At 51.5% G+C, this 13,607-nt stretch carries 16 protein-coding genes; 15 read left to right on the top strand and 1 reads right to left on the bottom strand.

The window, feature by feature from the left end; all coding sequences use genetic code 11:
- Positions 1–28 precede the first annotated feature (28 nt).
- From B9T62_RS17750 to B9T62_RS17700, 11 genes are all read left to right on the top strand, one after another.
- Positions 29–709 carry a response regulator transcription factor gene (locus B9T62_RS17750; protein WP_087916482.1) on the top strand — a complete coding sequence of 227 codons (681 nt, stop codon included), beginning with the start codon at positions 29–31 and terminating at the stop codon, positions 707–709.
- Between the two features lie 96 nt (positions 710–805).
- On the top strand, positions 806–1,729 hold the full coding sequence (locus tag B9T62_RS17745; RefSeq protein WP_087916481.1) for an ABC transporter ATP-binding protein: 924 nt from the start codon (positions 806–808) through the stop codon (positions 1,727–1,729).
- The gene (locus B9T62_RS17740; RefSeq protein WP_087916480.1) at positions 1,722–2,519 is read left to right on the top strand and encodes an ABC transporter permease; all 798 of its coding nucleotides are present in this window, start codon (positions 1,722–1,724) and stop codon (positions 2,517–2,519) included. The genes B9T62_RS17745 and B9T62_RS17740 overlap by 8 nt, the downstream gene beginning before the upstream one ends.
- Before the next feature lie 231 nt (positions 2,520–2,750).
- Complete coding sequence (locus B9T62_RS17735; RefSeq protein WP_245864487.1) at positions 2,751–3,473, top strand: GntR family transcriptional regulator; 723 nt, start codon at positions 2,751–2,753, stop codon at positions 3,471–3,473.
- Between the two features lie 162 nt (positions 3,474–3,635).
- Positions 3,636–4,460 (top strand): ABC transporter permease, encoded by an 825-nt coding sequence (locus tag B9T62_RS17730; protein WP_087916479.1) that lies wholly within the window; start codon positions 3,636–3,638, stop codon positions 4,458–4,460.
- A 12-nt stretch (positions 4,461–4,472) separates the two neighbouring features.
- Entirely contained in the window at positions 4,473–5,510 is a 1,038-nt protein-coding gene (locus tag B9T62_RS17725; protein ID WP_087916478.1) for an ABC transporter ATP-binding protein, read from the top strand.
- 19 nt (positions 5,511–5,529) lie between these two features.
- Entirely contained in the window at positions 5,530–6,705 is a 1,176-nt protein-coding gene (locus B9T62_RS17720) for an extracellular solute-binding protein (RefSeq protein ID WP_087916477.1), read from the top strand.
- A 2-nt stretch (positions 6,706–6,707) separates the two neighbouring features.
- Positions 6,708–7,601: an ABC transporter permease gene (locus tag B9T62_RS17715; protein WP_425436694.1), complete on the top strand. Its 894-nt coding sequence runs from the start codon at positions 6,708–6,710 to the stop codon at positions 7,599–7,601.
- 39 nt (positions 7,602–7,640) lie between these two features.
- Complete coding sequence (locus B9T62_RS17710) at positions 7,641–9,008, top strand: hypothetical protein (RefSeq protein WP_087916476.1); 1,368 nt, start codon at positions 7,641–7,643, stop codon at positions 9,006–9,008.
- A complete protein-coding gene (locus B9T62_RS17705) occupies positions 9,001–9,477 on the top strand; it encodes a hypothetical protein (protein ID WP_087916475.1) in 477 nt (158 codons plus the stop codon). The genes B9T62_RS17710 and B9T62_RS17705 overlap by 8 nt, the downstream gene beginning before the upstream one ends.
- Complete coding sequence (locus tag B9T62_RS17700) at positions 9,474–10,583, top strand: CehA/McbA family metallohydrolase (protein WP_087916474.1); 1,110 nt, start codon at positions 9,474–9,476, stop codon at positions 10,581–10,583. Before B9T62_RS17705 ends, B9T62_RS17700 begins: the two co-directional genes overlap by 4 nt.
- Before the next feature lie 106 nt (positions 10,584–10,689).
- Here B9T62_RS17700 and B9T62_RS17695 read toward each other — a convergent pair whose 3' ends face one another.
- Positions 10,690–10,818 carry a DUF4023 domain-containing protein gene (locus B9T62_RS17695; RefSeq protein ID WP_087916473.1) on the bottom strand — a complete coding sequence of 43 codons (129 nt, stop codon included), beginning with the start codon at positions 10,816–10,818 and terminating at the stop codon, positions 10,690–10,692.
- Positions 10,819–11,065: 247 nt separating this feature from the next.
- Between B9T62_RS17695 and B9T62_RS17690 the strand changes: the two genes are divergently transcribed.
- The 4 genes from B9T62_RS17690 (at position 11,066) to B9T62_RS17675 (ending at position 13,604) form a co-directional block, all read left to right on the top strand.
- Complete coding sequence (locus B9T62_RS17690; RefSeq protein WP_245864485.1) at positions 11,066–11,986, top strand: sensor histidine kinase; 921 nt, start codon at positions 11,066–11,068, stop codon at positions 11,984–11,986.
- A 5-nt stretch (positions 11,987–11,991) separates the two neighbouring features.
- Complete coding sequence (locus tag B9T62_RS17685) at positions 11,992–12,477, top strand: GNAT family N-acetyltransferase (RefSeq protein WP_087916472.1); 486 nt, start codon at positions 11,992–11,994, stop codon at positions 12,475–12,477.
- The gene (locus B9T62_RS41820) at positions 12,449–12,649 is read left to right on the top strand and encodes a DUF952 domain-containing protein (protein ID WP_087916471.1); all 201 of its coding nucleotides are present in this window, start codon (positions 12,449–12,451) and stop codon (positions 12,647–12,649) included. Before B9T62_RS17685 ends, B9T62_RS41820 begins: the two co-directional genes overlap by 29 nt.
- Before the next feature lie 274 nt (positions 12,650–12,923).
- Complete coding sequence (locus B9T62_RS17675; RefSeq protein WP_245864484.1) at positions 12,924–13,604, top strand: GntR family transcriptional regulator; 681 nt, start codon at positions 12,924–12,926, stop codon at positions 13,602–13,604.
- Positions 13,605–13,607 lie beyond the last annotated feature (3 nt).

Here is a 13,607-nt window from a genome sequence, read left to right as displayed (position 1 = left end):
TAATCAACAGTAAAGGACTGGGTCATAAGTGAACAGCATACTGATTATTGAAGATCATGAGGATGTCAACCTGATGCTGGCAGAAGCCTTGAGTGATGCCGGTTATGAAGTGAAATCGCTCTATAACGGCGCAGAGGGTGTAGAGGAGATCCGCGAAGGTACATATGATTTGGTGATTCTGGACATCATGCTTCCCTTTAAAAATGGTGATGAACTGCTCAAAGAGCTGCGGGAGTTCTCCAACGTCCCGGTGATTGTCATTTCCGCCAAAGGCCTGATCGGCACCAAAATTGAGCTGCTGAAGCTCGGTGCGGATGATTATATGACCAAGCCGTTTGACCTGGGTGAGGTGGCGGCGCGGGTAGAATCCAATCTGCGGCGCTTTGCTATCCAGCACAAGGAACAACACAACATCCGCTATAAAGATCTGCTGCTGAACGACAGCACCCAGAGCGTGACGGTGAACCAGGCCAGCCTGGAGCTGACGGCCAAGGAATACCGGATTCTGGAGCTGCTTATGAAGCATGACGGCAAAGTATTTACGAAATCCAACCTCTACGAATCCGTCTGGCAGGATGAATATGTAGGGGATGATAATGCGGTCAAGACCCATATCAGCAACCTGCGCAATAAGCTGAGACAAGCCAATCCGCAGGAGGATTATATCGAGACAGTATGGGGGCTGGGCTACAGGCTATCTTCCAAGTGATGCATGCGTTGCTGTGCGGATTTTCTTTTGTGCTGCGCTTAACCTTTTCTAAACCTTTCGCTTCTAAACTTCTACTTAGAGAGGATAGGTGGAATCATGAAAGAATATGTGCTGAGAACAGACCGGTTGAGCAAGAGCTACCGGGGCAGCTATGCGCTGCAGGAGGTATCTGTGGGGCTTGCGCCCGGCAGAATCTATGGATTAATCGGACAGAACGGTGCCGGCAAAACAACGCTGATGCGGCTGGCTGCAGGCCTGAGCTTCCCGACAAGCGGAAGCTTGGAGCTGTTCGGACACTCCGGCGAGAAAGCTCTGCAGGCTGAACGTAAAAGGTTGGGCTGTATGATCGAGAGTCCCAGTATTACACCGAGCATGACGGCAAGGGATAATCTGCGTCACCACCGGATTCTGCGGGGAATTCCCAATGTGGAGGTCGAAGAGGAACTGCTGGCATTTGTAGGTCTTTCGAATACAGGCCGCAAAAAAGCGCAGAATTTCTCGCAGGGCATGAAGCAGCGTCTGGGGATTGCCATTGCACTGCTTGGTCATCCTGAACTGCTCATTCTGGATGAGCCGATTAACGGTCTGGATCCCATCGGCGTGGTGGAGATCCGCAATCTGCTCAAGAGGTTGTGCGAGGAGCGGCAGATGACGATTCTGATCTCCAGCCACAATCTGCCAGAGCTGTATCAGACGGCGACGGATTATATCATCATTCACCAAGGCAAGGTCAAGCAGACACTTACGCTGGCAGAGCTGGAAGAACGCTGCAAGCACCATATTCTAATCAGCTGTGCTCATCCTGAACAATTGGTGACTGTCCTGGAGACGAAGCTGCAGACCACGAATTACAAGGTGATGCCGGATCAGACAGTCAGGCTCTATGATTATCTGAATGAGAAGGAGCGCGTAGCCGAAGTTCTATATGAGAATGGGATTGTCGTGACCCAGCTGGCAAGTGGGGGAGATACGCTTGAGGATTATTTCCTTGCAGTCATTGGAGGTGGCAGCCATGATTAATCTGATTCGCGCGGACTTGTTCAAATTACGCCGTACGCTGACCGTGAAGATTCTGCTCGGCATTGGGACTGCAAGTGCACTGACCATGGCCATAATTGCGTACTTGATCCCTCAGGGCAAACTGAGTGAGAGCATGACCGGTATCGGGTTTATGTTCTCGGATATCAACGTGATCAGTATTCTCGGCGCGGTGCTGGCAAGTGTGCTGATCTGCGGCGATCTGGAGCATAAAACGATTCATGATGCCATTGCCAGCGGACGAAACCGAAGCGGAATCATTATTGGCAAGGCTATCGTGCTGAGTGGTGTTCTGGCATTAATCCTGCTTCCGTATGCTCTTCTGACCGCCATTGCCCTGGTTGCTGGGTTAGAATTCAGTATGGGTTCAGTAGCTTTGGGTTTCCTGCATGTGTTGACTACAGAAACGGCTGCCGGATTTGCTGCAGCGGATACAGGGAAACTGCTTGCAGTTATGCTTACCTTGATGATTGTGTATATTGCCCAGCTTAGCATCACCATCCCTTTGGCTTTTATGCTGAAGAAGCCCGTGCTTATCATCGCCATTTATTACGGCTTCTCGATTCTCAGCGGGCAGCTATCGGGGATGGGAGACAGCTCGCAGCTGATGTATCGGATATATACTTGTACTCCGTTTGCGGCCAGCTATACCTTGGTTAACCTGGACACTGCTCCGGGATATCTTTTTCAGTCGATCCTGGTCAGTCTGGGATTTATGATTCTTATGATTGCCGCTGCTTATGGGGCGTTTAGAAGATCAGAATTGAAGTGAGGGGCTAAAGAAACCTGTTCCTCTCCGATTATGTGAAAAAAGTATTCGACCTGTACCCGAAGGTGATGGGGACCTATTCCAGTGTGCAGGGGGACGAGGAATTACGGGAAACGCTGAGCCAGCACCTCCGGGTGCAGCAGCCCTGAAAAATCAGTTGACACCAAACAAGTTACGATTCAAAATATATGTAAGTTGTCTAGAGGAGTATGCTGTGAGGAGTATGAAGAACAGATGAATATGATGTCAAAAACGGCAATCATTAAACTGCAGTTGAAGAAGTTGATCAGCGAAGGGACCTACAAGGTCGGAGAACGGCTGCCGTCGGAGCTGGAAATGTCCAAAAGCCTGGGCGTCAGCCGGGAAACGTTCCGTGATGCCGTCAAGCAAATGGAAACGGAGGGGCGTCTGCTGGTGAAGCACGGGGTAGGCACCTTTGTCATTCATCCGCTGCCTGCCATCCCCAGCAGCCTGGACCGATTGTCCAGCACCGGTGAGATGATTCGTTCGGCGGGGCTGGAGGAAGGCGAAAGCCGGATCTCACTGCGCAAGCTGGATGGTTCCCAAGAGATTGCGGCGCAGCTGGGAATTAAGGCAGGGGAGCAGGTTATGGTTTTGGAACGAATCCGTACAGCCAATGGCGAGCCGGTCGCGGTGACCGTGAACTATTTCCACCCGCAGCGGGTGGGAGACCTGTTTGAGCGGTATGATTTCTCCGGCTCGCTGCTCGAATTTCTGGAGCTGCATCTGTCGATCAGAATTGTGAAGGCGGACACCGGGATCTCAGTTCCGCTTCATAATGACCGTAATTGCCAGAAGCTGTTGGTGCATCCGACTACAACGGTGCTATTATTCAAGCAGCTGCATTATGACGAGGAGCATCGTGCCATTTTTTATTCGTTGGACTACATGCGCGACGATGTCTTCTCCTTCCAAATCCGTCGGACCCGCGATTGATTTGACGAAACGAATACGCCTTGAAGAACAAGCCTCACCCTTGTGGGGCTTTTTTTGTTGCAGCTTTTACAAACTTCTTGATCGCTTTTTAAAGAACTGCATTATTCTATTCCTAGGAGATGTCTATACATCTATAGTGAATAAGGAGGAAGAAGAACATTCATGGGGTGGTATGTAAGATCGCTTGGCAAACGGAAAATTATCGAGTTTGTTGTGCTGTTGGTATTCGTATTCTTTTTTCTGGGCCCGCTGCTTAATCTGGTACTGTTGGCTTTCTCGGGCAAATGGCAATATCCGGCCATGCTTCCTCAGGTATGGTCACTTGAATGGTGGTCCTTCGTAATGACCAAGGAGGAGGTGCTGTCCTCGATCTCACTTTCATTTGGAATTGCAACCATCGTTACAATGGCTTCCATTCTAATTTGTATTCCGGCGGCTTATGCCTTTGCCCGTATCCGCTTTCCGCTCAGCCGCTGGTTTTTGTTTTCTTTTCTGCTGACGAATGCTTTTCCGAAAATGGGCTTGTATGTCTCTATTGCGGTGCTGTTCTACCAGGTTGGGCTGATGAACACCTTACTTGGTATTGTACTTATTCACATCGTCAACACGCTGATGTTCATGACCTGGATTCCGGCAGCAGCTTTCAAAAGTGTGCATCAGGCTCAAGAGGAATCGGCACGGGATGCCGGAGCCGGACCGTTTCGCGTCTTCTGGCATATCACGCTGCCGATGGCATTGCCGGGAATTCTGGTCGCTTCCATCTTCACATTCCTGTCTTCACTGGATGAGGCGCAAGGAACATTTATGGTTGGAATTCCCGATTTCAAGACGATGCCGCTGGTGATGTATTCCATCGTAGAAGATTATCCCAGCACGGCTGGCGCTGTATTTTCGATTATTATGACGCTCCCGACGATTATTCTGCTGCTGGCCGCGAGAAGGTTCGTCAATGCCGATGTGATGTCGAGCGGATTTCAGATGAAGTGAGGAGTGAAGGCGATGGAACAAGACATTCAATTATCGATCAGCGGTTTGCAAAAAACGTACAAGACCGGCGACGGTGTGCGTGACATTAATCTGGATATCCGCAAAGGGGAGCTTATTACCCTGCTCGGCCCGTCCGGCTGCGGGAAAACCACGGTACTGCGCACGATCGGCGGCTTCCTGTCCCCGGATGCAGGTGAGGTGAAGATTGAGAATCAGAGCATCCTCCACCTGCCGCCGGAAAAGCGGCCGACCGCCATGGTGTTCCAGAGCTATAACCTGTGGCCGCATATGACAGTATATGACAACCTCGCCTTTGGGCTGAAGCTGAGGAAGACGGGCAAACAGCAGATTCGCGAAAAGGTGGAGTCGGCGCTGAAGCTGGTTCGGCTGCCGGGTATGGAGAATAAATATCCCTCCCAGCTGTCCGGGGGCCAGCAGCAGCGTGTCGCGGTTGCCCGGGCGTTGTTGCTGGAGCCGAAGGTGCTGCTGCTGGACGAGCCCTTCTCCGCGCTGGATGCCAAGCTGAGAATGGAGATGCGTGAGGAGCTGCGTGAAATTCAGGCGGCGGGTAATCTGACGATGGTTTTCGTCACGCATGATCAGGAGGAGGCGTTGTCTATCTCCGACCGTATCGTCGTAATGAACAGCGGCAGAATTGAACAGGTGGCTTCTCCGCAGGATATTTATGATCAGCCGAGTACCTTGTTCGTGGCCCAGTTTATCGGACGTATGAACTTTCTGAAGGGACAGGCTGCCGGAGACGGGATCCGGGTACATTCCTTCCGGTTCGGCAATGAGAAGGGGCTTGCTGGTGAAGTGACGGTTGCGGTCAGGCCGGAAGATATCGTCATGCATGACGGATTGGCAGAAGGAATGTCCGGAACAATCAAACAGGTCATGGTGCTGGGGCATTACGCCGAGGTATCCATCGAAACTCCGGCCGGAATGACCAAGGTGTTCCTGCCGCGTGAAGAAGCGCGCGGATTAACTTCCGGAGGAGCCGTCACCATCGGTATTACGCGGGCAACCGCTTATCCACAATCATCTTAATCCAAGGGGGATTTATGAAATGGCCAGAAAAAATTTAGGTTTGCTCCTGTTAATGCTTATGCTGGTGTTGTCTGCTTGTGGAAATAAGGCAGGAAACGGCAGCGCGGGCAGCAGCAATGCGGCGGCAGCGGGCGATAACTCGGGATCGACGAAGACGGCGGAGAAAACAGAGCTGAATTTTTATTTTACAGGTTCATTGAATGTGAAGGATATGTGGGAAAAGATTGTGCCGATGTTCGAAGCGCAGAACGATAACATTACCGTTAAGCTTACACATATTCCGTCGGGACAAGGTGGACAATCCACGATGGATCGGTTGCTCGCAGCCAAAAAAGCGGGTGAGTCCAAAGTAGATATCGACTTATTTGAAGCCTCCGGCAGCGATGTGCTGCTCGGCGAGAAAGAGGGTATCTTCGAAACTGTAGGAACTGACACGATCCCTAATATCAGCAAAATCGAACCAAGCTATATAACTGATCTGAACAATCTGGCCGTACCTTATCGTGCCTCCTCTGTCGTATTGGCCTACAACAGTGACACTGTGGCTAACCCTCCGCAGACCGCTGATGAATTGTACGAATGGATTCGCAGCAACCCCGGCCGCTTTGCCTATAACGACCCGGCGACTGGCGGCGCGGGCAATTCTTTTGTGGTAACCGCGCTGTACAATTTCCTGCCGGACGAAGCCATGCACAGCCAGGACCCGGCGATCATGGAGCAGTGGAAGCCAGGCTTTGACCTGTTGAAGGAGCTGCATCCATTCATGTACCAAAAGGGTGTGTATCCGAAGAAAAACCAGGGAACGCTCGATATCCTCGCTACTGGCGAAGTGGACATGGTTCCGGCTTGGTCGGATATGGCGCTGGAGCAGCTGAACAAAGGTCTGCTGCCAGAGAATATCAAATTGACACAAATTGAACCGGCTTTTACGGGAGGACCTGCAATGGTGGCCATCCCCGCAATGTCAGTGAAAAAGGAAGCAGCGCAGAAGTTCATTGATTATGTGTTATCCCAGGAGGCACAGGAAACGATAGTCAACGTGATGTTCGGATACCCGGGAATCAAATGGTCGGAAATGCCGGCTGAACTGCAAACGAAGTTCGAGAGCGTCGCGAAGGGATACCGTCAGTTCCAGGGTGGCGAGCTGGGCAATGAAATTACGCAACGCTGGCAAGCAGAAGTGGCCACGCAATGAATATGGACAAAGCCAGCTTGTTACAAATGAAGAGCCGTACGGGGCGACCCGGCATCAGCAGCCAAACGAAGGCTTCCATTACAGGCTTGATTATGGTCATTCCTTCATTTTTACTGCTGGTCTTTACCGTCATTATCCCGATTACGCTGGCGGTTAAGGAAAGCTTTCTTAATCCTGACGGAGCTTTCTCGCTGGCGAACTATACGTACCTCTTTACGGATAAAGCTATGAGAAGCAACATACTCTTCACCTTGAATCTGACGATTGTCAGCACGGTCCTTACGCTCATTGTCGGGTATTTGCTGGCCATCTATCTAAGGTTCAATCAGGGCTGGATTACGGACTGGATACGGAAATTGTATTATATCCCGATGTTTATCCCTGGGGTTATCGCGACTTACGGCATAATTAATATGTACGGAAACCATGGTTGGCTGGCGAGAATAGGGCTGGCGCTCGGCTCGGAGAGCTTCCCGCGTTTTATTTATGATTATAACGGACTTCTGTTAGCCAATCTGTGGTTTAATATTCCGTTTACGGCCATGCTGCTCAGCTCTGCGCTGGCGGGCATACCGAATTCTATCATTGAGAGTGCGCGTGATGTTGGCGCGGGGAAATTAAGCATTTTTGCCAGATTTATTGTTCCGATGACGTACAAGACGGTTCTGGTCGCAGCTACCTTCACTTTTATGGGGATTATCGGCGCCTTCACGGCCCCGTTCCTGATCGGACCCAATGCTCCGCAGGTGCTCGGCATCGCGATGCAGCAGTCCTTCTCCATCTATCATGATGTTGGAGTCGCGAGCGCCATGGCCGTGTTCATGTTCCTGCTCTGTTCAGGGATGGGCTACTTCTACATTCGCAGTATGGTTAAGGAAGAACCGGCCGGAAGGTGACCGGCTGGTTGAACAGTATGCTTGTGAGGGAGGCTTACAGTGGAGAAGACGCTAGGGAATACGATGGGACAGAGGATGGAAAAAACGATAATTGTAGACAGGCAGCTTGCCCATTCTGAACAGCTTGCTGGAGACAGCGATTGGTTCGATACGTTCCTTATGGGGGAGCCGGGTTATGTGGAGATCACGCTGCTGGCGTACTCCGAGAGTCATTGGAGACTGCCGGATAAGGAGTCGTCATTAATTACGCTTGAAGTAGATGGAACATATAATCAGACACTTGTGCTTTTTTATGGAGAGGAGCCGTTTCCTTATACACGGCTGCTTGGCTGGCTGGAGGCCGGGGAGCATCAGCTCAAGCTGGACTTCAGCAGCGATTCCTCACCGCTGGTCCGGCGTGCCTGGCTGAAGGAAGTGCAGATCACCGTAATTCCCAGGGAATCTCCGCTCGCTCTGATTTACCTTCACACACCGGTGCTGTATGGGCGCCATTTGCAGCATCCGTTCGAGAGCCGTTATACGGATACGCCGCTGCTGATGCTGTATCGGGTAGAGAACTCTCCAGCCGGAACGGTGCTGGAATATCATATGCTGTACAGCCATGAGGATGCCGGAACTCCGGCGCCGCTGCTGATGAGCAAGTGGGGACGGCTGACCGATATCGAGTGGACCTACCGCGTGACGCTTGATCAGGCTGGAGAGGTATTGAAGGCGGAATATCAGGCTCCGCATCATGAAACAAAGTCTTTTGCGGGTCGATATGCGCTCGGTGGGCATCCGGTACTGCAGGCGGCCACGGACAACGGAAATGTGACAGATGCTGCTACTTCGTCCTACCGTTTTCTGCTTCCCCCAGCCTATCACTGGCAGCCGGATCGTGAACCGCGCGAGCGTGCCATGGACGAACACCCCTTTACTTACCAGATGATGGCCTGGGAGCTGCAGAGACAGGAGCCGTGGGAGAATCCTTGTAATCCGGATACCATGAAGTTTACCGATCCGCGGCATTACCTGTACATCCAGACCTCAAGTCATGAGGCAGAGCATGGAGCGGACAGCCGGACCTCCATCGATCTCCGGGTCAAACGGTTTGGGGAGGAACGCTGGTATTCCAGTTGTTTCGATGATTTTCGTGTAGCGGGACACCGGGCTGCTTATGACGGTCCCTATAATTATTTTGCTACCAGCGTCAAAATGCCGGAAGGGTGCACTGTAGAGCAGCTGGAGGAGATCCGCGCAGTTCTTCTTCCCGGCGGAGCGGACAACGTTGCGGTCAAGGGGCTGAAGTTTTTTTACCTGGATGAGCAATATAGGCCCGGAGCTGCTGTCGAGACTGAGCCTACCCTCATACTGACGGGTCAAGAGCCTGCTGCAGTCCTCTGGAAAGCCGCTGGACCCTATGAATAAAACGCTGCTGGATATTAGCTCGCGGGTGACGCCTGCGAATAGGCATGTTCATCTCGTGCACCGGTTTGTGGTCCCGCAGAAGGTCGGGCAGCTGCTGATCACCTTTAACTATGCCCCAAAAACATTGGAAGACGAGACGAGAATCGATGAGCTGATCTTAAGCGCTGTGGACCGGTATTTGGAGCCGGAAGACCGCACAGCGGGGTATGCCGATCCGAATTACCGTGTGCTGCACAATCTGCTCACAGTCTCGCTGGATGATCCGGCAGGCTTTCGCGGGGCGGCCCATCGGGGGAATCCGGAGCAGACGATTCTCTTGTCGGAGACGGAAGCCACACCGGGATTTCTGGCCGGTCCGCTGGCTTCCGGACTCTGGGAGCTGACGATCAGTCTGCATGAGATTGTCACGGATATCTGCCAATTCAGCCTGCGGATTCAGGCAACTGCAGAAGGAGGGGACGGCTCATGACGCTCCGTTGGCTGGCCTGCGAGCTGCATACGCACACCATACACAGCGACGCAGCGCATACACTTGAGGAAATGGCAGGAGTGGCCCGTGAGCTGGAGCTTGACTGGATTGCCCTGACCGATCACAATACCGTCAGCGGCTGGGCCGGGAAGGAGAGGGTGGAGCGGGAGCAGGGCATCCGCATTCTCCCAGGCCTGGAATGGACCACCTTCTATGGACATATGCTGACTCTGGGCGCGAATGTGCTTCACAAGGCTGATTGGCGCTTGACCGGCCCGGACGATATCGATGAAGGGATATCTGGGATTCATCAATCCGGCGGTCTGGCAGGTATAGCCCACCCGTTCCGGATGGGCAGTCCGATCTGCACCGGCTGCTTCTGGGAGTTCGCGATCGGAAAGTGGAGAGCGCTCGACTACATCGAGGTGTGGAACGGGACCTCGCCCAACACGAAAGCTTTTAATGAGCGGGCTTACCGGTTCTGGACGGAGCTGCTTAATCTGGGTATCCGCCTTCCGGCGGTGAGCGGAAGAGACTGGCATCACTCGCAGGTGTCCAAGGAGACGACGATTGCGGTTACCTATCTGGGCATCGGCGGAGAGGGGGCGCTTGCTGGACAGAGCCAACATGCCGAGCATGCCGAGCTGTCCCCACATGTCCCGGCAGCAGATTGGGGTGAACAGCAGCTGCTGGAGGCGATCCGGCAGGGTTCGGCTTCGGTTACGCTGGGACCGCTTCTAACCCTGCAAGTCCGGGATAGCGGCTCGGCTGAAAGCAGCACAGCAGAAATCGGCCGGATCTATCAGACCGGCGAAGTTGTGGGCATGCAGTCCAACGGGAGCAGCCGATGGTCCGTCACTATCGAAGCCGACTTCGAGGTGCGGAAGCGGCAGTGGATGATAGCGGAGCAGGAGCTGCGGTTGCGTCTGGTCGGCAGCAAGGGAACCGTGGCTGAGTGGGGGATACCGGCGGCATCGGTTACCGTTGAAGCTTGTCCCGATCTGAGCGGGGAGCTCTGGCTGCGTGCGGAGCTGTACGGCTCGATGAACGGACAGACAGGCTTGCTCGCCTTCACGAATTGCATCTATGTGGAAGAGCAGGCCTGAACCATTTGAAGAATAATGCTGTCCAATAACAATAAGAGCAGCCCGCTATTATTATGAATAGGGGCTTGTTCTTTGTATATATGAAGAAAGTGTTGTTTACAGAGCGTTATTTGTTAGTTCCATGCTGCTTGGTGGGTAGCTTCTCATTGGGAGTTCCTTTGCCCTGATGTTGTTGGTTCTTCTTCGCTTTCTTTTGGGTTTCATGCAATTTTTCTACAAACTCATGGGTGTCCATTTGTGTACCCTCCTAAGGTTTATAATCTGTGTAGTTACTTTAACCATTTCTTTGTAAAATCATGTGTGTTATCCTTTACCGAATCATCACACATCTTTTGGGAATAAGAATGGATACTCTTTTTTTATGTGAACATCCTGCAGCTCCGCGAGCTTTCGGGGATCGGCAAGGGTGGCCTTATCTGGAAAGTAATGCTCGGCGGGGTCCTAAGTAGTAACGATATTATCCAAAAGGCTGGTGAGCGAAGTTGAACATTACGGTTGGCGTATTGGTAATTCTGGTTCTAATGCTGACAACGTACATTGCCTTGCTTCAGCAGCAGTTACGCCATATGAACCGGCAGATGGATAAGCGGCTGCAAGAACGGACACGGCAGCCCCTGACTCTGGAGTTAATCAATTCCGAGCTGAGCCGGCTGACCGCCAATATCAACAGATGTTTCCAGGCGGAGGAGAACCTCCGTCTGGAGGTCCTTAGGGAAGAGAAACGCTTCAAGGAGCTGATCGCCAACATCTCCCATGACCTGCGCACACCCTTGACGGCAATTAAGGGTTACCAGCAGCTAATGGAGCGCAGAGAGCTGACGGATGAGCAGCGGCAGAAGCTGCAGACAGCACAGAAGCATGCCGATACTCTGGGGACTCTGATTGATCATTTCTTCGAATATTCGTATCGTGTAAACGCGGAGCCGAAGCTGCGGCTGCAGCGGATCAATCTGACGAACCTTGTTATGGAGTGTCTTGCAGAAGACGTTGCGCTCTTGGAAGCCAACAAGCTGGCAGTACATATGGAAGATACATCCCCGGTATATGCTATGGTAGATCATGCACTGACGGTTCGTATCATTCAGAACCTGATCCGCAACGGTGCTACGCATGCTGCCGGAGATATTGAGGTGGAGGTAAGGGGAGCGGCAGAGCATGCCGTGATTCTCTTTAGCAATCCAGTGGCGAATGTCGCTGAACTTGAAACCGGGCGGCTGTTTGAGCGGTTCTATACAGGGAATCAGGCCCGGAACGGGAGTACCGGTCTGGGTCTCTCGATTGTTAAGCTGCTGGCTGAACAGCTGGACGGCAGCGCCAGCGCATCTTTACAGGACGGGAGACTGGAGATCAGGGTGGAACTTCCTGTAGCGTCACCTAGTTCAAACAAGGAGGTGGTCTTCTGAAAACTATGAAGATCAGACAACTTCAAGCCAATGAGCCATATCCGATGAAGCTCCTGCTGCTGGCAGATCCATCGCAAGAACTCGTGGAGAACTATGTCCGTCAAGGAGATTGTTATGTTGCAGAAGAGCATCATGAGATCATTGGTGTATATGTGCTGTTATGCCTGAAGCCTGAAACGGTTGAATTGGTTAATGTGGCAGTAGCGGAAGAGAAGCAGGGGAGAGGGCTGGGAAAGCGGCTAGTCCAGCACGCCCTGGAAGCCGCCAAGGCACTCGGTTATAGAACTATAGAAGTAGGCACAGGGAACTCAAGCATCGGACAATTGGCTCTGTACCAGAAATGCGGCTTTCGAATCACTGGGTTTGAGCCGGATTTCTTCGTCAGGAATTACGCCGAAGAAATTTATGAGAATGGAATCCGCTGCCGGGATATGATTCGATTGACACAAGAAATTTTAGGGAGTGAAGGGCTTAATTCTGCTCTGTATTGAGCAGTCCAGGGTGAACTCCGAGGTCAGATGGGAAGATTTATATCATGAAGGCAAAGCGTACCCTCCTATTTACGGTGTGTTAAATCTGGGCGCGGTGGTTGGAATTGTTGAGTTTGAGCCAAATGCGGACGGTTTATTTTCGTTGCCAGCTGCTCTGCAAGCGATGAACTGACATCAAATATATAGGTAAGTGTAAGATGTATGTAATTTTATATGACGTTCCCAGAGTATATTTTCATGATATACTCTTTTTTTTCTGAAAAATGTGTCATAATGTGATTGAAAATGACATTTTAGTATTTACAAGCTCGAAATATGTATGTAAAATAGGTCTAAATCAAAGAAAAGAAAGCTATGTTGTCGGATTTAAATAATTGTATACAATTATACAGTTAGGGTATGAGAGGCAGAATCCCGTTGGATTATCGATTAGGAGCTGATACAGTATGAACACTTCTATGATGCGCACCCGAAGGTTGTCCAAGGATAACACTTATTACGCCCTGAAACAGAAAATCATCGACAGTGAGCTGGAGCCGGATCAAGTGGTACATGAAGAGAATCTGGCAGCCTTGCTAGGAGTCAGCCGGACGCCATTAAGAGAGGCGATTCAGCGGCTGGAGAATGAGGAATTTCTTGTCCGTCAACCGAATGGCAGATTGAAGGTAGCTTCCGTAACCCTTAAAGAGGTCGAAGAAATCTTCCTGATCCGCAGTATGCTGGAAGGTTATATCGCCAAGAATGCGGCCAGACATGCCACCGAGCAGGATATTCATCAGCTGAAAGCGATGATTGAGAAGATCAAATATTCTTTTCAGCTGGGTGCCAGTCAGGATTTCGTATCGTATGGCTTCGAATTCCATGATTATTTGTCCCAGATCAGTCAACTGAAGACGTTCGAGAAGATCCTTAATCAGCTAAGAGATCATGCGCTTCGTTATTGCCGGTATGTCACGATGCACGGGAACTGGAACACACAGGCAGATGAGGAGCATAACTATATTCTGCAAATGATTGCCGACCGTAATGAAGAAGGCGCAGAGAGAGCGATGCAGGATCATATTCTAAGCAGCCTGACTACCGCAGTGGAGAGAATCAGAGGCATTCAAACAGCCAGAGAGGATTGAGGT

This window comes from Paenibacillus donghaensis (assembly GCF_002192415.1).
GTDB lineage: Bacteria > Bacillota > Bacilli > Paenibacillales > Paenibacillaceae > Paenibacillus_AQ > Paenibacillus_AQ donghaensis.
This window is presented reverse-complemented; position numbering and strand designations above follow the sequence as displayed.

Bases quoted from the DNA above. Each gene is read 5' to 3' on its own strand.
- B9T62_RS17745 (WP_087916481.1), top strand. From the start codon at position 806: ATGAAAGAATATGTGCTGAGAACAGACCGGTTGAGCAAGAGCTACCGG.
- B9T62_RS17740 (WP_087916480.1), top strand. From the start codon at position 1,722: ATGATTAATCTGATTCGCGCGGACTTGTTCAAATTACGCCGTACGCTG.
- B9T62_RS17735 (WP_245864487.1), top strand. From the start codon at position 2,751: ATGAATATGATGTCAAAAACGGCAATCATTAAACTGCAGTTGAAGAAG.
- B9T62_RS17730 (WP_087916479.1), top strand. From the start codon at position 3,636: ATGGGGTGGTATGTAAGATCGCTTGGCAAACGGAAAATTATCGAGTTT.
- B9T62_RS17725 (WP_087916478.1), top strand. From the start codon at position 4,473: ATGGAACAAGACATTCAATTATCGATCAGCGGTTTGCAAAAAACGTAC.
- B9T62_RS17720 (WP_087916477.1), top strand. From the start codon at position 5,530: ATGGCCAGAAAAAATTTAGGTTTGCTCCTGTTAATGCTTATGCTGGTG.
- B9T62_RS17715 (WP_425436694.1), top strand. From the start codon at position 6,708: ATGGACAAAGCCAGCTTGTTACAAATGAAGAGCCGTACGGGGCGACCC.
- B9T62_RS17705 (WP_087916475.1), top strand. From the start codon at position 9,001: ATGAATAAAACGCTGCTGGATATTAGCTCGCGGGTGACGCCTGCGAAT.
- B9T62_RS17700 (WP_087916474.1), top strand. From the start codon at position 9,474: ATGACGCTCCGTTGGCTGGCCTGCGAGCTGCATACGCACACCATACAC.
- B9T62_RS17695 (WP_087916473.1), bottom strand. From the start codon at position 10,818: ATGGACACCCATGAGTTTGTAGAAAAATTGCATGAAACCCAAAAGAAA.
- B9T62_RS17685 (WP_087916472.1), top strand. From the start codon at position 11,992: ATGAAGATCAGACAACTTCAAGCCAATGAGCCATATCCGATGAAGCTC.
- B9T62_RS17675 (WP_245864484.1), top strand. From the start codon at position 12,924: ATGAACACTTCTATGATGCGCACCCGAAGGTTGTCCAAGGATAACACT.